The sequence below is a fragment of the Streptomyces sp. NPDC028305 genome, assembly GCF_055569495.1.
Genome location: NZ_JBVHTN010000003.1, coordinates 59,244 through 83,114, shown reverse-complemented (window position 1 = coordinate 83,114; position 23,871 = coordinate 59,244). Strand labels below are relative to the sequence as shown.

The following is a 23,871-nucleotide window of genomic DNA, read 5'->3' as shown; positions in this document are numbered from 1 at the left end:
GGTGGCCCTCGGGGCCGGGTGGTTGCCCCCGAGAACGGGGAGGGCTGCCCCGGGGCATCTACTGAACACGCGGACGCGTGGCGTATCGAGAGAGGACGTATCGGAGCAAGGAGAGGCGAGGCGATGCACGAGCGACAGACGCCGGAGAACGAGCGGTCCCCAGGCCGTTCCAGGCCCTGGATCCGCCCCGCGGCGGCCCACACCACCACAGGGCCAACGGCACACCTTGCGTTCCGCGATCCGGTGACCCCGGGGCAGATGGGCACCCTCCAGAGCCTGGCGGGCAACGCCGCCGTCGTCCAGAGACTGGCACAGGACCAGGAGCAGGACCGGCACGAGCACGACGGGGCCTGCGGACACACGCCCTCTGTGCAGCGCTCGACCGTGCTCGACGTGCTGGCCATGCCGGGGCAGCCCTTCGACGGCCCGCTGCGCACGGAGATGGAGGCCCGCTTCGACCGGCCCCTGTCCCATCTGCGGGTGCACACCGACGTCGTTGCGCAGCGCTCGGCGGAGGAGATCAACGCCGAGGCGTACACCTCCGGTCACCACATGGTCTTCAAGCCGCAGAGCCTGCGGAACAAGCGTGTCGTCGCCCACGAGATCGCGCACACCTTCGACCAGGAGGAGGGGGAGGTCCCCGGCACGGACCAGGGCGACGGGACACGGATGTCGAGCCCGGGCGACGCCGGCGAGAAGGCCGCCGACGCCAAGGCGGACGAGGTCATGAGCAGGCCGGTCCCGGCCGGTGCCGCAGCGGCTTTCACGCCCACGTGGACGGGGACGGGGACGGCGGCCCACGCGGGAACGGCGACGCCGACCGGAGACGTCGCTGTCCAGCGATGGCCCGGGGCCAGGCAGTCCACCCGCGACGCGCGGCGGCGTCCGGTGGACAGGCGCGGTCGTACCCGGGAGGCGGAGCGCCAGCGCAATCACGATGGCACGGAAGACCTGCTCACCGCGGCCGAGAACTTCATACCCAGCAGGAGAAGGATCAACGGCACGCGGTTGTGGGATGGAGACCGGGTGCCTTTTGCCCCGGGCGTCAGGGAGCAGATTCTCGCCAGCGATGAAACAAAGAAGAGGCTGAACAGCAGGGGTGAGTTGACCTACCGCTGCCGGGGGCGATGCAAGGAGTACAAGACCGCCGACAAAATGGACATCGATCACGTCGAGGGGATCATCGCCTACATCGTCCGGGCGGCGAACTTCACGTACTTCCAGGTGGACCTGGGGCTGTACCAGGAGAGTTTCGCGGGGATCTACCGCGACCTATGGGCGATTACCCAAGACGACGCCATAGCGGCGGCGAGCCAAGCGACGAACCTCAGGGCGAAGTGCGCACGCTGCAACCGGAGAGACGGGCAGGACAGCGAGTCCCGCGACATGGACAGGAGCATGCAGGAGTGGGGCGAGCCCTACTACGCGCAGGCCAACGAGCAGACGGCCGCTCCGGGCGGCACCAGCTCGTACGGCGGTGGCGATTACGGCGACGGCGGGGGAAGTAGCGGTTACGGCGGTGGCGGTGCCGGTTACGTGGGCGCGGACATCTACACGGTCACCAGAGAGCCGAACTTCTAGGCAGAGCGAGGCCCGGAGCCTGGCCGCCGCTATACCTTCGTGCACCGGCTCTGCACCGGGCCAGGTACCCAGGGACCTGGGCGGGGGTGCGGCGTCCCGTCAAGAGTGAGGGTGGCACGGTTTCCCCACCCTCCGAGGAGCACAGCGCATGCCGTCGTATCTGTCGCCCGGCGTCTACGTCGAGGAGGTCGCCAGCGGCTCCCGACCGATCGAGGGGGTGGGCACCTCGGTGGCCGCCTTCGTCGGGCTCGCCCCCCGCGGACCGCTGAACACCCCGACGCCGGTGACCAACTGGTCCGAGTACGTCGCGTCCTTCGGCGAGTTCAGCGACGGGCTCTACCTCGCACACGCCGTCTACGGCTTCTTCAACAACGGCGGCTCCGCCGCCTACGTCGTGCGGGTCGGTGGCACAGCCGAAGGGGAGGCCGGGGCCGCCGGTGGACCGGCCGCGGTGGTGGGGGGTGCCGGTGGACCGGCCGAGCTGCCCCCGGGCGCCCCCGCCGAGCTGGGCACGTTCACCGTCCGGGCCCTCACACCCGGCGGCGCGCTCAGCGTCGAGGTGGCGGACGCGGAGGGGGAGGGCCCGGCCGAGCGGTTCAAGCTGATCGTCAAGGACGAGGGCAAGGTCGCCGAGTCCTTCGACGTGACGGCCAAGAAGGGCAACCGCTCCTACGTCGTCACGCAGGTCAAGGAGCGCTCCAGGCTCATCACGGTCCAGGAGGCGGCCCCCGCCGCGCAACTCGCGCGGCCGGAGAACCAGACGGTGGCCCTGGCCCGTCCCGCCGCCCCCGCCCCGGCCGGCGCTCCGGCCGAGGCGGGTGAGGGTCACCCCGGCCCCGCCCAGTACCTCGGCGACTCCGCCGACCGCACGGGCTTCGGCGGCCTGGAGGCGGTGGACGAGATCTCCATGGTGGCCGTCCCCGACCTGATGGCGGCCTACCAGCGCGGCGCGATCGACCTGGAGTCGGTCAAGGCGGTGCAGCTCGGACTGATCGCGCACTGCGAGCTGATGGGCGACCGCGTTGCCGTCATCGACCCGCCGCCCGGCCTCAACGCCCGTGACATCCGGGTCTGGCGGCAGGAGACCGCGGGCTACGACTCCAAGTACGCGGCCCTCTACTACCCCTGGATCAAGGTCTTCGACCCGGCCACCGGCCAGTCGGGCCTGGTCCCCCCGAGCGGTCACATCGCGGGCATCTGGGCGCGCAACGACTTCGAGCGCGGCGTGCACAAGGCCCCGGCCAACGAGGTCGTGCGCGGCGCCATCGACCTGGAGACCCAGGTCACCCGCGGGGAGCAGGACCTGCTCAACCCGATCGGCGTCAACTGCATCCGCGCCTTCCCCGGCCGCGGCATCCGCGTCTGGGGCGCGCGCACCGTCTCCTCGGACCCGGCCTGGCGCTACATCAACATCCGCCGGTACTTCAACTACCTGGAGGAGTCGATCCTGATCGGAACCCAGTGGGTGGTCTTCGAGCCCAACGACCACCACCTGTGGGCCCGTATCCGGCGCAACGTCTCCGCCTTCCTGGTCAACGAGTGGCGCGGCGGCGCCCTCTTCGGCTCCTCTCCGGAGCAGGCCTTCTACGTCAAGTGCGACGAGGAGACCAACCCGCCGGAGTCGGTGGACCTGGGCCGGGTCGTCTGCGAGATCGGCATCGCGCCCGTCAAGCCCGCCGAGTTCGTGATCTTCCGGCTGGCCCAGTTCTCCGGCGGAAGCGGCGAACTGGAGGAGTAGAGCCGTACGTAGCCCGACCTCCGATCAGCAAACAAGTAGAAGGACAGACAGCGGCTCATGACCATGGCACCCGGCGATACCCTCACCTCACACAATTTCGGCCTGCAGATCGACGGCGTCATGGTCGAATACCTACAGAAGGTCGAAGTCCTGAGCTACCAGCAGGACGTCATCGAATACCAGCAGGTCTCGGCCACCGGCCAGCCCAAGGTCAGCAAGATGCCGGGCGTGCAGAAGGCGGGCGAGTGCACCGTCGTGCGCGGCATGACGCACTCCTCGGCGTTCACCGAATGGATCAAGGAGTCCATCGAAGGCCGCATGTCGACGGCCCGTAAGAACGCCACGATTCTCGTGATGGACCCCGAGAGCAACCCGGTCAAGCGGTACAACCTGCGCAACGCCTGGTGCTGCAAGATCGACGCCAGCTCGGTCGAGGCCGGCGCGGCCACGGCGCTCACGGAGACCGTGACCATCACCTACGAAGAGCTGGTCATCGAATAATGCGCCGCACCGCCCTCCGGCCCGCGACCGTGGCCACCGGTACCGACCCGGCCGCACCCCCGGCCCAGCAGCCCGCGGCAGCGGAGCACGTCGCCGAACCGCAGCGGCTGCGCACCGAGTTCGAGTTCGAGCTGCCGCGCGGATACGTCGACGAGTCCGGCACCGTGCACCGCACCGGGGCCATGCGGCTGGCCACCGCCCGGGACGAACTGGTGCCCCTGCGGGACGTCCGGGTCCAGGAGAACCAGGCCTACCTGTCGGTGGTGCTGCTCGGCCGGGTCATCACCCGCCTCGGCACGCTGCCGATGGTGCACGACGGGGTGGTGGAGAACATGTTCGCCTCCGACCTCGCCTTCCTCCAGGACTTCTACCGCCAGGTCAACGCCGAGGGCCACACCAGGGCCGGGGTGACCTGCCCGCACTGCGAGCACGCCTTCGAGGTGGAGCTCGGCGGGAGCCGCCTGGGGGAATCGTGACGTACGCGGCCGACCGTATCCACGAGGAGATCGCGTACATCGCCTACCACTTCCACTGGAGTCTGGAGGACCTCCTGGACCTCGAACACCGCGACCGGCGGCGCTACGCCCAGGAGATCGCCGCCCTCGTCACCCGCGCCACGGAGGGGTAGATGGGACTGCTCGACAGGCTGCGCGGCCGCCGCGCCCGCGCGGCCCGCGCCGAAACGCCCGCGACGGCCGCGACGACCGGGACGCCCGCGACGCCCGCGACGACCGGGACGGCCGCGACGACCGGGACGGCCGCGACGGCGGACGGCGCGGCCCAGGCGGTGGTGGAGCGCGGGGCGGCCGGCTGGGCCGGCCTGCCCCCGATCCGGCCGATCGCCGCCGCCCGGCCACCGCGCGGTGTCGCCGACCCCGGCTTCGGCGGCGCGCTCACCACCTGGCAGAACCCCTCCTTCGCCGGGACGCTGTCGCACGCTGTGCTCGACGGCGCACCGGGCGGCCTGGTCCGCGGCGCCCTCGTCACGTCGGGCAACCCGTCCCCGGCCCTCGGCGCGCCCGCGCTGACCCTGCCGGTGGCCCGGCGGGAGGAACCCGCGGGGCCCGCCGGTGCGGCGCCCGCGGCGCCGACGTCCGCCAGGGCGCTGGGGCCCCGGGTGCGGCCGGTGCAACGGAGCGCCGTACGTACCGCCCGCCCGAACACTCTGACCACGGCCCCGGCGGCCCGCGCCGTAGAGCGCCGCTCCCTGCCGACGGCCCCATCGGAGCTCCGGCCGCCCGCCCCCGCTCCGGCTGTCCCTGCTCCGCCGGCTCCTGCTCCGGCCGCCGCCGCTCCGGCCGTCTCTGCTCCGCCTGCTCCCGCTCCGGCCGTCCCTGCTCCGGCTGTCCCTGTTCCGGCCGCTCCCGCTCCGGCCGTCCCTGCTCCGGCTGTCCCTGCTCCGGCTGTCCCTGCTCCGGCTGTCCCTGTTCCGGCCGCTCCCGCCCCGGCCGTCCCTGCTCCGGCCGCCGCCGCTCCGGTCGTCGCTGCTCTGCCTGCTTCCGCTCCGGCCGCCGCCGCTCCGGCCGTCTCTGCTCTGGCCGCTCCCGCTCCGGCCGTCCCTGCTCCGTCGCCGACACCGGAGCCCGGTGTCGGCTCGGCCGAGCGGCAGCCGGGCGGCCCGGGCGCGCCGACGACCCGAACGCCCCCGTTCTCCGCCTCCCCTTCATCTGTCGTCCCGTCACCTGCCCCTCCGTCACAGCCCATGCACCGGCGCCCCTCGGCGGGGCATGGCGGAACCGGTCCGTCCGCCGGTCCGTCCGCCGGGTCGGCCCCGGGTCGGCGGCGTACGGGCCTGGGCACGCCCATGACCGGGAAGCCCCCGGCACCCATTGATCGGCGCGTCTCGTCCGCGCCGGGTACGCCGTCCGCCACCCCCTCCGGGCCCGGCCTCCGCACGGGCCTGGGCGCACCCCTGCCGTCGAGTCCGGTCCCCGCGACACCGGGCGCCGCGACACCGGCTCCCGCGACACCGGCACCCTCGGCAGGTCCGCAGGCGCGGACACCGTCGCCGGAGCCAGGACGGCACGACCCGTCCCCGCAGGCGTTCACACCACCCACCCCCGCCGAGGGGGCCACGCCGACCGCGACTGCCGCGCCGGTCGTACGGCCCGAGGCGAGGGTTCCGGTACTGGCGGCCCCTTCCCCCGCCCCCGCTGCGGACGCCGGTTCCGCATCGGCCGGGCCCCGGCGGGAGACCAGCCGTCCCAGGCTCCCCGCCTCGCTTCCCCTGGCGTCGGCGCGGGCCCTTACCTCCGCGCTGGCGACGGCGGCCCCGGCCGGGGCCACCCCCGTACAGCGCGCCAGTGCGCCAACGGCGGTGCCGCTGCGCCGCGTCGGCCGGAGGACCGCACCACAGCCGGGGGGTTCACCGGCCGGGCCGGTGACCCGGCGCTCGGCGGCAGCCCCCGTCCCCAGCGCCGCGACCACCGGTCGCGGTCCCCGGGCGGTCTCTCCGGTGCAGGCCATGCCCGCGCCGTCCGTGTCGGCGACGCCGCCGGGCACCGCGGCGACCGGCACCCGTATCCCCCAGGCGGCACCGTCACGGACACCTGGTCAGCCCCTTTCCGCCCCCCGAGCCGTCGCGCCGTCAGGCGCGGACGGCAATGCGAGCGTGGCCTCGTCGGTGCGCCGCGCGGCCGGACCGGCCGAGTTCCGTACGCCCATGCAACGCAAGGCCGTCTCGGCGCCGTCACCCTCGCCGCCCACGTCGGGTCGGGAGGGTACGGACGGCCCACCGGGTCAGCCCACAGCCGCACCGGCACCTGCGGAGGTCGGGCCCGCGGCGACGCCACCCCCCAGGCCCCCCGCCGCCGATGCCGTTCCTGTGCAGCGCAAGGCGGCCACGTCAGGAGCGGTGCGGTCCGCCGAGGCCGAACCGGCCCCACAGCCCCCACAGCCCCGACCGCGCGCCGGCGCGCCGATGCGCTCGCCGCAAACCCCTCCGCCCGTGCGGCGGGAAGACAGGGAGGGCGGCGCGAGCGCGGTTCCGCCGGGGCCGCGTGCTGCGGCCGGGCCGGTCGGGTCCCGTACGCCCGTGCAACGCGAGGCCGTCACGGTGCCGTCCCCCTCGCAGCCCGCGCCTGGCCGGACGGATACGGACAGCGGGCCCGCGGCGGCGCCACCCCCCAGGCCCTCCGCGGCCGATGCCGTTCCCGTGCAGCGCAGAGTGGCCACACCCCGCAACGGTCCCGCCGACGGGGGAGGAGGTTCATCCACGCCCGCAGCACCCCAGGGGCAGCCGGAGGCGCGCTCGGCGGCGGGTGTTGAGGGTGCGGCGTTTGGCGGGGTGACGATGCCGGTGGCCGCGCCGCCCCGGGCGCCGTCGTCCGCCGCGCCGCTCGTAGGGTCCGTGACGCAGCGGACGGCCGCGGCCCGTACGCCCGGCGTGGCACAGTCGCTCGCGCAGCCCGGCCACGCGCTCGCGCGGCGGGCCTCGGGCGGTGGTTCACGTGCCGCTCTGCCGGTGCAGCGCGTGGCGGCCCCTCCCCGCAGCCCGGCCCCGTCCCGCCCGCGGCCCCAGCCGCCCGCGCCCCGGCACGCTTCGCCCGCCGCACCCGTACGGCCGCGGCGGGCGGAACCCGCACCGCCCGTACCGCTGCCCGTGCAGCGGAGCGGCGCCACACCGGCCCGTACGACCGCCTCACCGCGCCCCCCGCTGCCCTTCCCGAGCACAACGCTGCCAACCCCGGCAGCCCAGCCCCCGCCGGCCCGGACCGTCCAGCGCACCCCCACCGCGTCCCAGAACCCACGGACGACGAGCACGAGGACCAGCACGCACACCACCAAAACAGAGGCAGGCGAACGCACCGACACCCGCAAGTCCGCCGCCTCCGAGCGCACGCCCACCGCCGGCTTCGACCCCCGGGCGCTGACGGACGGCCAGCTCGACGAGCTGGTCCACCGGCTGATCGGCCCGCTGACCCGGCTGCTGAGGACCGAGTTCCGCCTCGACCGCGAGCGTGTCGGCAGGCTCCGTGACCCACGCCGCTGACCACCGGACCGACGCTCAAGGCCGCAGCGCACCCAGACCGCACCACCCGTAGCAAGAAAGAAGGCCGACCCCGATGCCCAGTGATCTCGACCCGGGATCCACGATCTTCTTCACCCTCACCATCGACGGCGAGAGCCTGGGGTACTTCAACAGCTGCGAGGGCCTGTCGTCCGCGGTGGAGATCGAGCAGCACCAAGAAGGCGGCAACAACGGCTTCGTCTGGCAACTGCCGTCCCGCGTGACGTTCTCCAGCATCCGGCTGGCCCGGCCCCTCACCCCGGACACGGCGAAGGTCGCGGCCTGGATCTCGTCCGTCACCACGGGCGTCACCCGCCCCACCGGCCAGATCGCCGCGCTGCGCGCGGACGGTTCGCTGGTCGCCCAGTGGGGGCTGATAGACGTGCTGCCGGTGAGCTGGCAGGGGCCCTCACTCAACCCGGAGAGCCCGGCGGTGGCCACCGAGGTGCTGGAGATCACCCACCACGGCTTCACGGATGCGGGGGCGGCGTAGATGGCCGGGCACGGAGGCAGGGGTGGCGGAAGGGGCGGCGCGAAAGGGGGATCCAAGGGCGGCGCCGGCAAAAGCCTGGTGCGCGCCTCGCTGGCGATCCACCAGCCCCCCGTCGGGGAGAGCACCACCCCCGGCGCGCTGATCAAGAACTTCACCTTCGACTTCAACCCGTCCCAGCTCACCATGAGCCGTCGCACGACCTGGAAGGCCACCCCGAGCGCGGCCGTCCGTGACGGCTCGGAGCCGGAGTTCATGGGCCCCGAGCCCCGACGGCTCGGCATTGACGTGTTCCTGGACTCCTCCGACGAGCCGGACGGCAACAGCGTGCTGAAGAAGGTCGAGGCGCTTTTCTCCTGTTGCGAGGTGACCGCGGCGAGCCTCGCCGCCAAGCAGCCGTCGACGCCGTGGGTGGTGTTCCAGTGGGGTTCGTTCTCCACCGCACGCTTCACGGCCTACGTCGAGTCCGTGGACGCGACGTACACCCTCTTCTCCACCACCGGGGTGCCGATCCGGGCCACCTGCCAGGTCCGGTTGCATGAGATACCGAGCACGACCGAGAGACAGAACCCCACGTCGGGTGCGCTCACCGCGCGCCGCGTCCACCGGCTGGTGGCGGGCGACTCGCTTCAGTCGCTGGCCTGGCGGGAGTACGGGGACGCCACCGTCTGGCGGGTGATCGCCGAGACCAACGGCATCGACGACCCGTCGCGGCTCGAGCCCGGCACGGAACTCATCCTGCCCGCGGTCGAGGAGGTGACCGCCTGATGACGAAGATCGCGTACTCGAGCGTCATCCACGTGAAACTGAACGACACCGTCCTGACCCCGAAAGTCGCGAGCCGACTGACCGAGGCATGGGTGGACTTCGGGGCGGGGGTGCCCGGTGCCTTCCAGCTCACCTTCCGCGATCAGCGGCGGAAGGTGTTGCAGCAGGCGCGCGTCACCATCGGCAGCGAGGTCGTGCTGGCGCCCGTGGCGGACGGCCAGGGGGCGCAGGATCCGCTGTTCACCGGCGAGGTCACCGGGCTGGAGACGGATTACGACGGCACCGGCACGTTCACCGTCGTACGGGGCTACGACCTCGGCCACCGCATGGTGCGCCAGCGCCGTGTGGCCGGATACCTGGGCCTGTCCGCCGGCGACATCGTCAGGAAGCTGATTAAGAAGAGCGGGATCCGGGCGGGACGGATCGAATCCACCGGGTCCGCGTACGACCACGTCACCCAGGACAACGTCAGTGACTGGGACTTCCTGGCCCGCCTGGCGGACGAGAACAAGAAGGTGATGTACCTGGACTCCCGGGGGAAGTTCCAGTTCGTCAGCCGTGAGAGCGCCGCCGGGGCGCCTCCGCTGAGCATGGACGGTGACAGGAGCCCGTTCGTGCTCCAGGGCGGCCGGGACATCCTGCGCTGCCGGACCTCCGTCACCTCCGCCGACCAGGTTCCCCGGGCGCAGGCGCGCGGATGGAACGTGCAGGACAAGGCGCCCCTCACCGCCCAGGCGTCGACCAAGAGCAACCCCGCGCTCGCCATCGGCACCGGACCCGGCTCCGGCAAGACGAAGTTCAAACCGGTCAACCTGGTCGAGACGGCCATCCCGTACGACCAGGACGGACAGGTCGAGCGGGCGGCGGAGTCGCTGGCCGACGACGTGACATCGGCCTTCGCCGAACTGGAGGTCACCGTCCGCGGCAACCCCAAGCTGCGCCCCGACATCCCGGTGACGCTCAAGGACGTCGGCAAACCCTTCGAGGGCAAGTACACGATGACCGGTGTCCGCCACGTCTTCGAGCCGGGCAACCACTACCAGACCTGGGTGACCGTCAGCGGCCGCCAGTGGCGGTCGCTGTACGGCCTCGCCTCCGGCGGAACGGCGGCCGCGCCCCGGATGCCGTCCGTGGCCAACGCGATCGTCACCAACGTGAAGGACCCGCTGGAACAGGGCCGGGTGAAGCTGGAGTTCCCCTGGCTGGACGCCACCTACGAGAGCGACTGGACCCGCACCGTGCAGTTCGGCGGGGTGGACGGCGGCAGCATCCTCCCGCTGGACGTCAAAGACGAGGTGCTGGTGGCGTTCGACCGCGGCGCACTGGACCATCCGTACGTCATCGGCGGCCTCTACAGCGGCAAGGACAAGCCGGAGCCCGGCGACGTACCGCTGTACGACTCCCTCAAGGGCAAGGCGACCCGGCACACCGTCGCCGACCGGGAGAACAACCGCCTGGACCTGCTCAGCCAGCGGCTCGGCAGGCGTGGCGTGCGGCTGAGGACCGGCGACGACCGGCTCACCATCAACCTGGACCGCACCAAGACCGAGATCACCGTGGACAGCAAGGGCTCCGTCGTCATCAAGGGAACCCGGTCGGTGTCGGTCGAGGCCGGCACGGACCTCAGCCTCAGGTCGCACGGCACCATGAACCTGCGGGCCGGGGGAGCGATGACCTTCACGGCGGGCGGGGCCCTGTCCGCCACCGCGGGCGGCGCCTTCAGCGTCAAGGGTGCCACCGGATCCATCCAGGCCGGGACCCTGAGCGTGACGGGCGGGAACGTGAACGTCCGCCCCGGGACCCTCCAGATGATGACGCCCGGCGTCATCACCATCGGGGGCACCTCCGTCGCGCTGACCGGCCTGGTCACCGTCAACGCCAAGCCGGTGCCCCTCTGATGGCCGGGCAGTTCGTCGGCTCCGGCTGGTCCTTCCCCCTGCGCGTCAGCCCGATCGGGGGCATCGCCCTGGTCAGCGGGGAGCGGGAGATCGAGGAGGCCATCCGGCTGGTGCTCGCGACCGCCCCGGGCGAGCGGCGCATGCGCCCCGAGTTCGGCTGCGCCATCCACGACCTGGTCTTCGCGCCCGTCAACGAGGCCACCGCGGGCCGGATCCAGCACGAGGTGTACACAACCCTCGACCGCTGGGAGCCCCGTATCGAGGTGCGTGAGGTGGAGGTGACCGCGGGCGACGACCAGGGGGTGCTCTTCATCGATGTCCGGTACGTCATCCGCGGCACCAACAACCCGCGCAGCCTCGTCTTCCCGTTCTATGTCATCCCCTCCCACGACGAACCCGATCCGTCCTCCGACGCCGCCGGCCCCGACGGCGACGGCCCCGGCGGCGGACCGGGACCGGCCACCGAAAGCGATCGCTGATGGCACTGCCCTCCCCGAAACTCGACGACCGGCGCTTCCAGCAGTTCGTCGACGACGCCAAGCGCTACATCCAGCGGCGCGCCCCCGAGTGGACCGACCACAACGTGTCCGACCCCGGTGTCACCCTCGTGGAAACGGTCGCCCACATGGCCGACCAGATCGTCTACCGGCTCAACCGGATCCCCGAGAAGAACCACCTGGCCTTCCTCGACCTGGTCGGCATCACCCTCTTCCCGCCGTCCGCCGCGCGCACCGACGTCACCTTCTGGCTGTCCGCCCCGCAGGCGGACCCGGTCCGCGTCCCGCTCGGCACCGAGACCGCCACCCGGCGCGGCGACAGCGAGGAAGCGGTCGTCTTCGCCACCGAGCGCGAACTGACCGTTGTCCCCAGCGAACTGCGCCATCTCGCCGTGCAGCACCGCGGGCAGCAGGTCACCGACCGCACCACGGACCTCGTCGAGGGGACCGACGTGCTGTGCTTCGCCGAGTCCCCGGCGCCCGGGGACTGCATGCTGCTCGGGCTCAGCGCCGCCGTCCCGCACTGCGCGGTCGCGCTGCGGCTCGACAGCCAGGTCGACGGCGTCGGCGTGGACCCCCGGCAGCCGCCGCTGGTCTGGGAGGCGTGGACCGCCGACGGCTGGGTGGTCTGCGAGGTCGACCAGGACACCACCGGCGGCCTCAACCGCCCTGGCGACGTCGTCCTGCACGTCCCCGGCGGGCACGTTCTCTCCCGCACCGGGCGGAAGGAAGCGGGCTGGCTGCGCTGCCGGGTCACCGAGCCCGAGCCCGGCCAGCCCTTCTACGCCACCTCGCCCACGGTGCGGTCGGCCGAGTCGTTCACCATGGGCGGCACCGTCCCCGCCGTCCACGCCGAGACGGTGGACGACGAGGCCCTGGGCGAGTCCACCGGGCTGCCCGGCCAGCGGCTGCGGCTCGCCCACGCCCCGGTCGTCGGCGACGTACCCCCGCTCCACCTCCAGGTGGCCGGCCACGCCGGGGAGGACGGCTGGATCGACTGGGAGGTCGTCCCGCACTTCGCCGCCTCCCGACCGCACGACCGCCACCTGACCCTCGACGCCGCGACCGGCGAGATCGCCTTCGGCCCCGCCGTCCGCGAACCCGACGGCACCCTGCGCCAGTACGGGGCCGTACCGCCCAAGGGCGCCGTGATCCGTGCCCGCCGCTACCGCACCGGGGGCGGGCGCACCGGCAACGTCGCCCGCGGCGTCATCCGTATCCTGCGCGACTCCGTCCCGTACGTCGCCGAGGTGGTCAACCGCGAGGCCGCCCACGGCGGAGTGGACGGCGAGACCGTCGAGGAGGCCAAGGCCCGCGCCCCCATCACGCTGCGCGCCCAGGACCGCGCCGTCACCCTGCGCGACTACGAGGAACTCGCCCGCCGCGCCGCGCCCGAGACCGCCCGCATCACCTGCCTGGAAGGCGAACCCGAGAGCCACGGCGCCTACGCCGTACGCGTCCTCGTCGTCCCCCGCGCCGTCCCCGACCCCGGCGGACGGCTCCGCTTCGAACAACTCGTCCCCGCCGACGCGCTGCTCCAGCGCATCACCCGCTACCTCGACGACCGGCGGCTGATCGGCACCCGGCTCGCGGTCGGCCCGCCGTACTACCAGGGCGTCACCGTCGTCGCCACCGTCCACGCCTTCCGCGGCGTCGACGCCGACCGGGTCCGGCGCGACGCCCACGACGCCCTCCACCGCCACATCGACCCGCTCACCGGCGGCGCCGACGGCACCGGCTGGCCCTTCGGCCGCCCCGTCCAAGCGGGCGAGATCTTCGCCGTACTCCAGCGCGTCCCCGGGGTGGAACTGGTGGACGAGGTACGGCTGCACGCCGCCGACCCGCTGACCGGCAAACGCGGCAACCCGACCGACCGGATCGACCTCGACCCGCCGTCCCTCGTCTTCTCCTACGACCACCGTGTCCGGGTGATCGGAGACGCCTCATGAGGGGCTCCATCGACGGCCTTGCCTCCTCCACCCCGCTCGCCCTGATGCTGCCCGCCGTCTTCGCCGACGACGACCTGATGCAGCGCTTCATCGCCGGGCTCGACGAGGTCCTGGCCCCCCTCCACAACGTCCTGGACTGCCAGGACAGCTACTTCACCCCCGCCCTCGCCCCCACCGACTTCACCCGCTGGCTCGGCATCTGGATCGGCGCCGAGACCGACGGCATCGAGGACGACAACCCGGAGGGCGTGGCCCGGCTGCGCGACGCGGTCGCCGCCGCGGCGTATCTGCACCGCGTTCGCGGCACCCGCGGCGGCCTGGCCGAGACCATACGGCTCGCCTTCGGCGTCGATGCGGAGATCACCGAAAGCGGCGGCGCCACCTGGAGCGCCCGCCCCCGCGGTGCCTTCCCCGGCGAACCCCGCCCCGGGCTCCACGTCACCCTGCGCCTCCCGTCGCCGACCCCGGCCGACGAGCACCGCCTGAACGAGATCGTGGCAGCCGCGCGCCCCGCCCACGTCCCCTACACGGTCCAGGTGACCGCTGCGGAAAGGACCCCTCAGACATGACCGCCAGTCAGGCATCCGGTGGCCGCGACACCAGGGAGCCGACCCTGGCCTGCGCGGAGTGCGGTACGCGATATGAGCCGGAGCAGTCCTTCTGCGACGGCTGCGGCGCGGTGCTGCCCTGGCCCCCCGCCCGGCCCCCGGCCCCGCACCCCGACCGCGAGACGGCGTCCCGCTCCGAGGGCGAGCCCGTGTCCGGCGCCGCCCACGAGCCGTGGCCGGGGCGGGCAACGGTGGGTGGTGAGCCGGAGGGCAGCGGGCCGGCCGGTGACGCGTCGGCGTTACGCCGCTCGGCGGCCGGTGTCCCCGGCTCGCCGGGCCCGATGACGGCAGATCACCCCGCCCCGCCCGGATCCGACTGGCCTGACCTCGCGCGGGGCCGGCCTGGTTCGGCCGACGCCGAGGACCGGCCGGGCACCGGCGATCCCGGCGCGGACGACCACCCCACCCGACCCGCGCCCCGGGCGTGGGCCACCACCGGAAACGGCACCGCCGCCCGGGACCAGGAACGGGACCAGGAACGGGCTCAGGAACGGGACCGGGCCAGAGACCTCCTGGTGCCCGTGGCCGACCCTCAGGGCGAACCGGAACGCCCCCCATCGGTGGCCCCGGTCCTCCCCGGCCGCCCCGCCCCAGCCCGCCCGGAGGTCCGCACCCCGGGAGAACCGGAGAGCCACGGCGGCGTCGCGTGCCCCTGGTGCCGCACCGCCAACCGCCCCGACCGCCACTTCTGCGCCCGGTGTGCCATGCCGATGGCCGAGGGCCCGGAGAACCCGGCCCGCCGCCCCTGGTGGCGGCGGTTGCTCGACCACCGCAACAGGGAGGTGCCCTGGGCGGGCGACCGCCCCCGCCTGCGCCACCAGATCGGCCGCATTTTGCGCTGGGTGGCCCTCGCGGCGGTGCTGGGGCTGGTGGCCTGGGCCCTTTTCCAGACCCCGCGGGCCGTCACTGCCGTACGCGACCACTTCGCCAAGCGCGCCCCGCTCGTCCCGGACTCCGTCAAGGCCTCCCGCTCCTACCCCGAGCACGGCCCCGACAAGGCATTCGACGCGGTCAGCAACTCCTGGTGGGGTCCGGGGGTCCCCCAGTCCGCCGAGGGCGAATGGCTGGAGGCCCGCTTCCGGGACCCGGTACGCCTGCTCGACATCGGCATCACCCCCGGCCAGTCGGCCCGCGGTGACACCCTCACCAAGTCCGCCCTCCCGCACCGCGTCGAGGTCCGCATCACCACGGACGACGGCAAAACCATCACCAGGGAACTCAACCTCGACCAGGGCGTCGGCTTCCAGCACCGCCCCTTCCGCGCCGAGAACGTCACCGTGGTCCGCTTCACGATCCGTTCGGCCTACGGAGCCGACGCCAAGAAGCAGGTGGCCATCGCCGAGATCGAGTTCTTCGGCCCCTCCAATGCCACTCGCTGAGCTCGATGCGTCGAGGGACGCCCCTTACTCAGCTGGGCTCGAGGCTTTACGGGCCACGCCGATGACACACGGAGAGCTGGGTGTGGTGCGGCTGTTGATGAGGAAATCGAAGTGCCTTGCGCGTTCGATCGTGAATCCGGCGGCAGTGATGGCTGGTTCGGGATTCCGGGTCAGGTTGCAGCCTCCCCCCAGCAGCGGCCACACCACGTTGACGATCCGCTGTCGCCTGGCCAAGGCGGGCCGCGTCGACCTGATGTGCTCGTAGAAGTACAGATATCCGCCCGGCCGCAGGACGCGGGCCGCTTCGGCGAGTGTGGCGGGGACGTCGGCGATCGAGCACAGGACAAGTGAGGCCACCACGCCGTCGACGGAGGCGTCGGGCACGGGCAGCGCCTCGGCCCGGCCCGCCCGGATTTCCACGGGCACCGGACAATCGGCCGCCGCGCGTTCGGCGAGTGCACGCAGCCGGGGCTCGGGCTCGATGGCAATGACCTGCTCGACCTCCGGCGGGTAGTGCCGGAAGTTGGCACCGGACCCGGCGCCGATCTCCACGATTCGGCCGGTGGCGCCGGCGAGCAGTTCCCGCCTGTGTTCCAGCGCGCCGTGAGCTTCGGCGAAGGCGTTGATCCTCGGATAGACGCGAGCGAACAGCGGGTGGCGAATCTGCTTGTTCCGGGCGGCGGCCATGGCAATGACTCCTCTCGGGGCGCAACATCCATAACCTACTACGCTCGCGTAGTAATTACTACCTGCTCGTAGTAGAAGAGGGCTCGTCGTGCACTCGACGCTCAGTGCCCCCGTCCCAGGCAGATCAGGGGAGTCGCCGCAATCAGCCAGGCAGAGCCGGCGATCGCCCATGCGTAGAGCGCGGCCCCGGCCGCGGTGACCGCCACCTGTCGACGGTCCGGGCGCGGGGGTGGTGGCGGATCGCCCTCCAGCTGGGTGATCCTCGCGGCGAGCAGGGCACGACCCCCCATCGCCGCGGCGGGCGCGGCGTGCGCCCACCGCGGCGCGTCGCCGACCTTCAGCAGCGCCCCTGCCACGGCGCCCGCGCCGCAGCGCGCCATCGCGCAGCGGTCCGCGGCCAGTTCGCGATCGGCAACGACCGCCGCCCGCAGGTGGCCCAGCAATGGGAGCGCGAAGTGCTGTGCTGTCAGAAAACTGGCAACCAGGGCTCTGAGCGGGTCGCGGCCACGGACATGCTCGGCCTCATGGACCAGAACCGCGCGCAGTTCCTCGGAGGTTGCCGACTCCACCAGTCCGCTGCTGACCGCCACCCGGGGACGCAGCAAGCCGTAGGCGAACGCCGCACCGGCCCATACGGCGCTCGACAGCAAGCCGGGACCGACCCCGTGATGGGTGATCCGCCAGGCCGGCGCCATCGCCAGGCAGCAGCCGAGACAGGCCACCGCCGCTCGGATGGTCGCGGATATGGCGACCAGCGTCCAGAACGCCCGGTGGCCGGTCACGGCGACTGCTCCAGCAGCCGCCGCAGACGGTCCCGCAGCTGCGGGTCCAGTGACGCCTCGGCGGCGAAATGCGTGACCGCGGCATCCCCGTGCGCCCGCAGGACCTCCCGTACGGCGATCGCGGCCTCGTCGGCGACGGCCGCCGTGTACACGTAGCCGCGACCCTGCGGGGCCCGGTCGAGCAGGCCCTTCTCGGTGAGGCGGCTCATCACCGTCATCACCGTGGTGTAGGCCAGCGGCTGGTCCCGGCCCTCATTGAGCCTGCCGAGTACGGCGCGGACGGTTACAGGCGCTTGGACCTCCCAGCACACCCGCATGACCGCGCCCTCCAATGCTCCTAGGGCCACTGCGACCATCCCTTCGAAACGTTGTCTACTACGCAAGCGTAGGACGTGCGGGGTCGTGAGGGTTCGCCGAGAAAGACGATGGGATGCGCGCTTGACTGGCCTACGCAAGAATTTGCGTTACTTGCGTGCGCTTGCGCTGTCGAGGGCAGGCCGAGGCCTCGGTGTATGCGGTGAAAAGTATGCCGTCGTGACCGTAGACGCACGCACATGGTTCTGCAATATTCCGATGGAAACAATGCAAAAAGTCGAACATGGCATCCCGTGTGGGTTCGTCCTCTCCATACGGGGAGCTCTCGCCGCCTTGCCGTACCGCGCCACCGCTCTGACCAGGAAAGAGCCGTCCTCGCCGCCCCTCCGGCGCGCGCGAACCTCCGCAGGGAGTGATCCCGCATGACTCGACACAAGCCGAGATCCTGGAGACGGCGCGCAGCAACTGCTGCGCTCGCCTCCGCTGTCATGGTTCTGGGCCTGCCCGCCGTCGGCGCGCAGGCGGCCGGCGGTCCCAACGCCGCCGCGGACGCCCCGGCCAAGTCCGGCAGCGCCCTCGGCACCCACTCGGCCGCCAATGTCGCCGACGGCGACGCCGACACCTACTGGCAGGCCGGAAAGAAGTCCGCCCAGTGGGTGCAGACCGACCTCGGCCGGACCGAGCGCGTCCGCCAGGTCGTGCTGCGTCTGCCCGCCGACTGGAAGACCCGCAAGCAGACGCTGGCGCTCCAGGGCAGTGCCGACGGCAAGAGCTTCGCCACGCTGAAGCCGTCGGCCCAGTACGTCTTCAGCCCCGGCAACGGCAACACGGTCAAGATCTCCTTCCCCGCGACCCTCGCCCGGTACGTGCGCGCCGACTTCAGCAAGAACTCGGTCGCCTCCACCGCCCAGCTCGGCGAGATGCAGGTCTTCACGGGCGCCGCCTCGACCCCCAACCTCGCCCTGGGCAAGACCTTCACCGAGAGCGCGCACGCCGACGTCTACGGGGCGGCCAACGCCGGTGACGGCAACCGGGCCACCTACTGGGAGAGCAAGAACAACGCCTTCCCCCAGTGGCTCCAGGTCGACCTCGGATCGTCGGTCAAGGTGAACCAGGTGACCCTGCGGCTGCCCAGCGGATGGCCGAGCCGCAGTCAGACGCTCAAGATCCAGGGCTCGACGGACAACCAGAACTTCACCGACCTGTCGTCCTCGAAGGCATATACCTTCGAGGACGACAGCGGCAACGACCAGTCGGCGACCATCGGCTTCGACACCACCACGACGCGCTACCTGCGCGTGCTGATCACCGCCAACACCGGCTGGCCCGCAGGGCAGTTGTCCGAGCTCGAGGTCTACGGACCGGCCACCGGCGACACCCAGGCACCCACCGCGCCGACGAACCTGAGCTACACCGAGCCGACCACCGGCCAGATCAAGCTGACCTGGAACGCGGCCACCGACGACACCGGTGTGACCGGCTACGACATCTACGCGGGCGGCCAGCTGCGGGCGAGTGTCGCCGGGAACGTCCTGACGTACACGGACACCCAGCCGGCCGACAGCGACATCACGTACTACATCCGGGCCAAGGACGCCGCGGGCAACGTCTCCGCCAACAGCAACAGCGTCACCCGCAAGGGAACGGGCGGCGACACCCAGGCCCCCACGGCGCCCGGCAACCTCGCCTACACACAGTCCGGCAGCGACGTGAAGCTCACCTGGCAGGCGTCGACCGACAACGTCAAGGTCACCGGCTACGACGTCTACGCGGGCGGTGAGGTCGTCAAGTCCGTGGCGGGCGACGTCACGACGTACACCGACACCCCCTCGGCCGCGGCGACGGTCACCTACTACGTGAAGGCGAAGGACGCCGCGGGGAACGTGTCGGCGGCGAGCAACAGCGTCACCCGGCCCGGTTCCGGTTCCGGCTCCGACCTCGCCCAGGGCAAGCCCATCGAGGCCTCCTCGTACACCTTCACCTACGTCGCCGCCAACGCCAACGACGGCCAGACCAGCACCTACTGGGAGAGCGCGGGCGGCGCCTACCCGGCCACCCTCACCACCAAGCTGGGTGCCAACGCCGACCTCGGCCAGGTCGTCGTCAAGCTCAACCCCGACGCGGCCTGGTCCACGCGCACCCAGAACATCCAGGTGCTCGGCCGCGACCAGGACGCGACGGCCTTCACGAGCCTCGTGGCGGCGAAGGACTACACCTTCAACCCGGCCGGCGGAAACACCGTGACGATCCCGGTCACCGGCACGGCCGCGGACATCCAGCTGAAGTTCACCGCCAACTCCGGCGCTCCGGGCGCGCAGGTCGCCGAGTTCCAGGTGATCGGCACCCCGGCCGCCAACCCGGACCTCAAGGTCACCGGCATCACGAACACGCCCGCCGCCCCGGTGGAGACCGACGCCGTCAGCCTCTCGGCGACCGTCACCAACAGCGGCACCAAGGCCTCGAAGGCCACCGACCTGAACTTCACGCTCGGCGGCACGAAGGCCGCCACGGCGGACGTCCCGGCCCTCGCGGCCGGCGAGTCGAAGACGGTCACCGCGAGCATCGGCACCCGGGACGCCGGCAGTTACGCGGTCGGCGCCGAGGTGGACCCGTCGAACAAGGTCATCGAGCAGAACGAGGCGAACAACGCCTTCACCCGCTCCGACGCCCTTGTCGTCAAGCCGGTCTCCAGCTCCGACCTGGTCGCCGCACCGGTCTCGTGGACCCCGTCCAGCCCGTCGGCCGGTGACGACGTCAAGTTCACCGTCGCGATCAAGAACCAGGGCACGACGGCCTCGGCCCCGGGCGCCCACGACGTGACGCTGACGATCCAGGACTCCAAGGGCGCCACCGTCAAGACCCTGACCGGCTCCTACAACGGCGCCATCGCGGCCGGTCAGACGACCGCACCCGTCAGCCTCGGTTCGTGGACGGCCGCCAACGGCAAGTACACCGTCAAGACCGTGATCGCCGACGACGCCAACGAAGTGCCGGTCAAACGGGCCAACAACACCACCACGCAGCCCCTGTTCGTCGGCCGCGGCGCGGACATGCCGTACGACATGTACGAGGCCGAGGACGGCACGGTCGGCGGCGGAGCCAAGGTCGTCGGCCCGAACCGGACCATCGGCGACTTCGCCGGCGAGGCCAGCGGCCGCAAGGCGGTCACCCTCAGCGCGACCGGCCAGTACGTCGAGTGGACCACCCGCGCGGCCACCAACACCCTGGTGACCCGCTTCTCCATCCCCGACGGCACCAACACGACGCTGAACGTCTACGTGGACGGCCAGTTCCTCAAGGCGATCGATCTGACCTCGAAGTACGCCTGGCTGTACGGCAACGAGACCGCACCCGGCAACTCGCCCGGCTCCGGTGCGCCCCGCCACATCTACGACGAGGCGAACCTGCTGCTCGGCAAGACCGTCCCGGCCGGTTCCAAGATCCGGCTCCAGAAAGACGCGGCCAACACCTCCGCCTACGCCATCGACTTCATCAACACCGAGCAGGCCACCGCGGCTGCGAACCCGGACCCGGCCGCCTACGCGGTCCCGGCCGGCTTCTCGCAGCAGGACGTGCAGAACGCGCTCGACAAGGTCCGCATGGACACGACGGGCAAGCTCGTCGGCGTCTACCTGCCCGCCGGGGACTACGAGACCTCCAGCAAGTTCCAGGTCTACGGCAAGGCGGTCAAGGTCGTCGGAGCCGGACCGTGGTTCACCCGCTTCCACGCGCCCTCCTCGCAGGAGAACACCGACATCGGCTTCCGGGCCGACGCCACCGCCAAGGGCTCGACGTTCGCCGGATTCGCCTACTTCGGCAACTACACGTCCCGCATCGACGGCCCGGGCAAGGTGTTCGACTTCGCAGGCGTCTCCGACATCACCATCGACAACATCTGGGTCGAGCACATGGTGTGCCTCTACTGGGGCGCGAACACCGACAACATGACCATCCAGAACTCCCGCATCCGGGACATGTTCGCCGACGGCATCAACATGACGAACGGCTCCACGGACAACCACGTCGTCAACAATGACGCCCGGGCCACGGGCGACGACAGCTTCGCCCTCTTCTCGGCGATCGACGCGGGCGGAGCCGACGAGAAGAACAACCTCTACGAGAACCTGACGTCCACACTCACCTGGCGGGCCGCCGGAATCGCCGTCTACGGTGGCTACAACAACACCTTCCGCAACATCCGGGTCGCCGACACCCTGGTCTACTCCGGCATCACGATCTCCTCGCTCGACTTCGGCTACCCGATGAACGGTTTCGGGACCGAGCCCACGACGATCGAGAACGTCTCCCTGGAAAGGACGGGCGGCCACTTCTGGGGCGCGCAGGTCTTCCCGGCCATCTGGGCGTTCTCCGCCTCCAAGGTCTTCCAGGGCATCCGCGTCAACGACGTCGACATCGACGACTCCACCTACGGAGGCGTGATGTTCCAGACCAACTATGTCGGCGGCCAGCCGCAGTTCCCGGTGAAGGACACGATCTTCACCGACATCACCATCACCAACTCCAAGAAGAGCGGAGACGCGTTCGACGCCAAGTCCGGGTTCGGCATCTGGGCCAACGAACTCCCGGAACCCGGTCAGGGCCCCGCCGTCGGTGAAGCCACCTTCCGCAACCTGCGGATGAGCGGCAACGCCCAGGACATCCGCAACACGACCAGCACGTTCAGGATCAATGTCGAGTAGACCGCGAACAGCGCCGAACGGCACGGGGCCTCTCTTCGAGGAGAGAGACCCCGCGCCGTCGTGCACCGGCGGAGCACAGTGGCACCGTCGGCGGTGCTGGTCGCCGAGGACATCGACATGCGTGAGACTGTGCTCCGTGACGGCACCGTGCCGCTCGCAGGCACTGTGCAGGCAGCCACTGACCCGGGAGGACCAGCAGCGTGATCATTTTTGGCACCAAGGGATACCTGTACCAACTCGCCATACTGACGCTGGTCTGCGGCCACTGTGGCAACCCCTCCGCGCACACGCTCAGGAAGCGCGTCACGAAGTTCACGCTGTTCTTCGTGCCGCTGTTTCCGTTCTCCACGAAGTACGCAACGCAGTGCACCTTCTGCGGCGCGGAGCAGAAAGTGACCAAAGAACAGGCGGAGCAGCTGCGGGCGCAGAGCGCGAGCGGCCACGACGGTCAGACGTACGGGCAACCGCGACAGCAGCCGTCCCAGCCCTGAGGCCCGAGCCTGCCGGGTCAGGCTGCCCCAGCCCGTGTGAGCACCTCGACGATCTTGTCGCGGCCCCTCTCCCGGGCGATGCCGAGCGGCGTGTCGCTGTCGACCCTGAGCCCGGACGGATCGGCGATCCGGGCGTTGACGTCGGCCCCGGCGGCGATGAGCGTTTCGACGACGCCGGTCCCGGCTTCCCGCCACACCGCGTAGTGCAGGGGCGTCGCGCCCGCCGTCGTGCGCGGGTCGGGATCGCCGGTGCGTTCGAGCATCAGCCGGAGTACCTCCTGGTGGCTGTCGCTCGCGGCGGCGTGCAGGGCGGACACGCCTTTGATCCCGAACAGGTCCTTGTGCGCGGTGCGCCGCGCCGGGTCCGCGCCGGCGTCGAGCAGCGCCGCGACGAACTCCGGCGCGTCGACCGCCACCAGCAGCGGCGTCAGACCGAGCCGGTCCTCGGCCTCGACGTCCGCGCCTGCGTCGATGAGGCAGCGCAGGATCTCCAGCCGCTCGGCGACCGGCCGCTCGCGTTCGTAGGGAAGCCGGCTCTCGGCCACGACATGCAGCGGCGTCCTGCCGCGGCGGTCGGTCGCCCGTGGGTCGGCGCCGGCGTCGAGCAGCGCCCGCACCACCTCCACCGAGGGGCCGGGCCGGTCGGTACGGAACGGACCTCTGACGGCCATCCAGAGCGGTGTCACCTTGCGCTCGATCCGCTCCATCCCGAAGTCGGCGGGGTGCAGGCCGAGCTCCGTCAGGAGGCTGTCGTGGCGGGTCCGCGCGCCGGTGTCGGCGCCCGCGGCCAGCAGGGTGCTCACCGTCTCGGCCGAGCCCGACATCACCGCGAAGTGCAACGGGGTCATCGCCGAGCGGTCATCCTCGGCCGGCCCCAGCGGGACACCCGCGGCGATCGCGGTGGCCAAGGTCTCCAGCTCGCCGTAGGCACAGGCGTTGGCCAGCCGGGCGGAGTCCGGCGGCGCGTAGACGGTCAGCTCGGCCAGCATCCGCGACAACCGCCGCGGATGACCGAAGGCGTCCTCCACGTCGGACCCGTCGTGGTCAATCCGGTGGACGCCGGGATCGCCGGGCCGCGGATCGTCGAGGTCGACGACCCAGTAGCACTGCGTCGACTCGTTGAACCCGATCACGAAGCACGGCCGGTCCACCCCGAACGGATCGCCCCCGCTGATCCCCTGCGGAAAGCTCACCCGGTCGCCGTACTCGGCGGTGACCAGCAAAGTACGCGGCGGCCACGTGATTGCCATCAGCATCTCGATCTCCGGCGGCAGCGGCCTGGGCGCGTCGGTCCAGTGCACCCCCGCGTCGACCGTCCCGGGTAGGGTCCCGCCGAGCCGCTCGATCTGACGCAGCACCTCGGTGTGCACACCTTCGCTTCGCATCGGGTCAAGCTAGCAGCAGTGCGCCACGGCAAGACGGCGCGGCTCCACCCTGCACCGTGCCCGCCGGGACGGCGCCTCGTGTTTCGCAGGTGG

The 23,871-nt window shown here is 71.7% G+C and carries 20 protein-coding genes; 15 read left to right on the top strand and 5 right to left on the bottom strand.

Going from position 1 to position 23,871, the window contains the following annotated elements:
- The first annotated feature begins 123 nt into the window (after window positions 1-123).
- From ACZ4WQ_RS11720 to ACZ4WQ_RS11700, 5 genes are all read left to right on the top strand, one after another.
- Window positions 124-1,581 (top strand): DUF4157 domain-containing protein, encoded by a 1,458-nt coding sequence (locus ACZ4WQ_RS11720; protein WP_398372616.1) that lies wholly within the window; start codon window positions 124-126, stop codon window positions 1,579-1,581.
- A gap of 148 nt (window positions 1,582-1,729) precedes the next feature.
- The gene (locus tag ACZ4WQ_RS11715; RefSeq protein WP_398372619.1) at window positions 1,730-3,319 is read left to right on the top strand and encodes a phage tail sheath subtilisin-like domain-containing protein; all 1,590 of its coding nucleotides are present in this window, start codon (window positions 1,730-1,732) and stop codon (window positions 3,317-3,319) included.
- 57 nt (window positions 3,320-3,376) lie between these two features.
- Complete coding sequence (locus tag ACZ4WQ_RS11710) at window positions 3,377-3,820, top strand: phage tail protein (RefSeq protein WP_358843477.1); 444 nt, start codon at window positions 3,377-3,379, stop codon at window positions 3,818-3,820.
- Window positions 3,820-4,296 (top strand): hypothetical protein, encoded by a 477-nt coding sequence (locus ACZ4WQ_RS11705; protein ID WP_398372621.1) that lies wholly within the window; start codon window positions 3,820-3,822, stop codon window positions 4,294-4,296. Before ACZ4WQ_RS11710 ends, ACZ4WQ_RS11705 begins: the two co-directional genes overlap by 1 nt.
- Entirely contained in the window at window positions 4,293-4,448 is a 156-nt protein-coding gene (locus ACZ4WQ_RS11700; protein WP_352130080.1) for a DUF6760 family protein, read from the top strand. The genes ACZ4WQ_RS11705 and ACZ4WQ_RS11700 overlap by 4 nt, the downstream gene beginning before the upstream one ends.
- Here the strand turns inward: ACZ4WQ_RS11700 and ACZ4WQ_RS11695 are convergent.
- Complete coding sequence (locus ACZ4WQ_RS11695) at window positions 4,400-4,720, bottom strand: hypothetical protein (RefSeq protein ID WP_398372624.1); 321 nt, start codon at window positions 4,718-4,720, stop codon at window positions 4,400-4,402. The genes ACZ4WQ_RS11700 and ACZ4WQ_RS11695 overlap by 49 nt on opposite strands.
- Before the next feature lie 2,449 nt (window positions 4,721-7,169).
- Here ACZ4WQ_RS11695 and ACZ4WQ_RS11690 point away from each other — a divergent pair.
- The 8 genes from ACZ4WQ_RS11690 (at window position 7,170) to ACZ4WQ_RS11655 (ending at window position 15,418) form a co-directional block, all read left to right on the top strand.
- On the top strand, window positions 7,170-7,811 hold the full coding sequence (locus ACZ4WQ_RS11690) for an extensin (RefSeq protein ID WP_398372626.1): 642 nt from the start codon (window positions 7,170-7,172) through the stop codon (window positions 7,809-7,811).
- Between the two features lie 73 nt (window positions 7,812-7,884).
- Entirely contained in the window at window positions 7,885-8,322 is a 438-nt protein-coding gene (locus ACZ4WQ_RS11685; RefSeq protein ID WP_352130082.1) for a phage tail protein, read from the top strand.
- On the top strand, window positions 8,323-9,087 hold the full coding sequence (locus tag ACZ4WQ_RS11680; RefSeq protein WP_358843473.1) for a CIS tube protein: 765 nt from the start codon (window positions 8,323-8,325) through the stop codon (window positions 9,085-9,087).
- A complete protein-coding gene (locus ACZ4WQ_RS11675; protein ID WP_385342713.1) occupies window positions 9,087-10,985 on the top strand; it encodes a VgrG-related protein in 1,899 nt (632 codons plus the stop codon). Before ACZ4WQ_RS11680 ends, ACZ4WQ_RS11675 begins: the two co-directional genes overlap by 1 nt.
- The gene (locus tag ACZ4WQ_RS11670; RefSeq protein ID WP_358843471.1) at window positions 10,985-11,464 is read left to right on the top strand and encodes a GPW/gp25 family protein; all 480 of its coding nucleotides are present in this window, start codon (window positions 10,985-10,987) and stop codon (window positions 11,462-11,464) included. Before ACZ4WQ_RS11675 ends, ACZ4WQ_RS11670 begins: the two co-directional genes overlap by 1 nt.
- The gene (locus ACZ4WQ_RS11665) at window positions 11,464-13,431 is read left to right on the top strand and encodes a putative baseplate assembly protein (protein ID WP_398372629.1); all 1,968 of its coding nucleotides are present in this window, start codon (window positions 11,464-11,466) and stop codon (window positions 13,429-13,431) included. Before ACZ4WQ_RS11670 ends, ACZ4WQ_RS11665 begins: the two co-directional genes overlap by 1 nt.
- Window positions 13,428-14,000, top strand: a complete 573-nt coding sequence (locus ACZ4WQ_RS11660; protein ID WP_385342707.1) for a phage tail protein — start codon at window positions 13,428-13,430, stop codon at window positions 13,998-14,000. Before ACZ4WQ_RS11665 ends, ACZ4WQ_RS11660 begins: the two co-directional genes overlap by 4 nt.
- Window positions 13,997-15,418, top strand: a complete 1,422-nt coding sequence (locus tag ACZ4WQ_RS11655; protein WP_398372632.1) for an NADase-type glycan-binding domain-containing protein — start codon at window positions 13,997-13,999, stop codon at window positions 15,416-15,418. Before ACZ4WQ_RS11660 ends, ACZ4WQ_RS11655 begins: the two co-directional genes overlap by 4 nt.
- A gap of 24 nt (window positions 15,419-15,442) precedes the next feature.
- Here the strand turns inward: ACZ4WQ_RS11655 and ACZ4WQ_RS11650 are convergent, their stop codons facing one another.
- The 3 genes from ACZ4WQ_RS11650 to ACZ4WQ_RS11640 form a co-directional block, all read right to left on the bottom strand.
- Window positions 15,443-16,105, bottom strand: coding sequence for a class I SAM-dependent methyltransferase (locus ACZ4WQ_RS11650; protein WP_311721526.1), 663 nt, complete (start codon window positions 16,103-16,105; stop codon window positions 15,443-15,445).
- A gap of 101 nt (window positions 16,106-16,206) precedes the next feature.
- Complete coding sequence (locus ACZ4WQ_RS11645; RefSeq protein WP_398372634.1) at window positions 16,207-16,887, bottom strand: M56 family metallopeptidase; 681 nt, start codon at window positions 16,885-16,887, stop codon at window positions 16,207-16,209.
- A complete protein-coding gene (locus tag ACZ4WQ_RS11640; RefSeq protein ID WP_311721528.1) occupies window positions 16,884-17,243 on the bottom strand; it encodes a BlaI/MecI/CopY family transcriptional regulator in 360 nt (119 codons plus the stop codon). The genes ACZ4WQ_RS11645 and ACZ4WQ_RS11640 overlap by 4 nt, the downstream gene beginning before the upstream one ends.
- Before the next feature lie 381 nt (window positions 17,244-17,624).
- Here ACZ4WQ_RS11640 and ACZ4WQ_RS11635 point away from each other — a divergent pair, with 381 nt between their 5' ends.
- Both ACZ4WQ_RS11635 and ACZ4WQ_RS11630 read left to right on the top strand, forming a co-directional pair.
- Window positions 17,625-21,902, top strand: a complete 4,278-nt coding sequence (locus ACZ4WQ_RS11635) for a discoidin domain-containing protein (protein ID WP_398372637.1) — start codon at window positions 17,625-17,627, stop codon at window positions 21,900-21,902.
- A gap of 200 nt (window positions 21,903-22,102) precedes the next feature.
- Entirely contained in the window at window positions 22,103-22,393 is a 291-nt protein-coding gene (locus tag ACZ4WQ_RS11630) for a zinc-ribbon domain-containing protein (protein WP_311721530.1), read from the top strand.
- Between the two features lie 17 nt (window positions 22,394-22,410).
- Here the strand turns inward: ACZ4WQ_RS11630 and ACZ4WQ_RS11625 are convergent, their stop codons facing one another.
- The gene (locus ACZ4WQ_RS11625; protein ID WP_398372639.1) at window positions 22,411-23,778 is read right to left on the bottom strand and encodes an ankyrin repeat domain-containing protein; all 1,368 of its coding nucleotides are present in this window, start codon (window positions 23,776-23,778) and stop codon (window positions 22,411-22,413) included.
- Window positions 23,779-23,871: the final 93 nt, after the last annotated feature.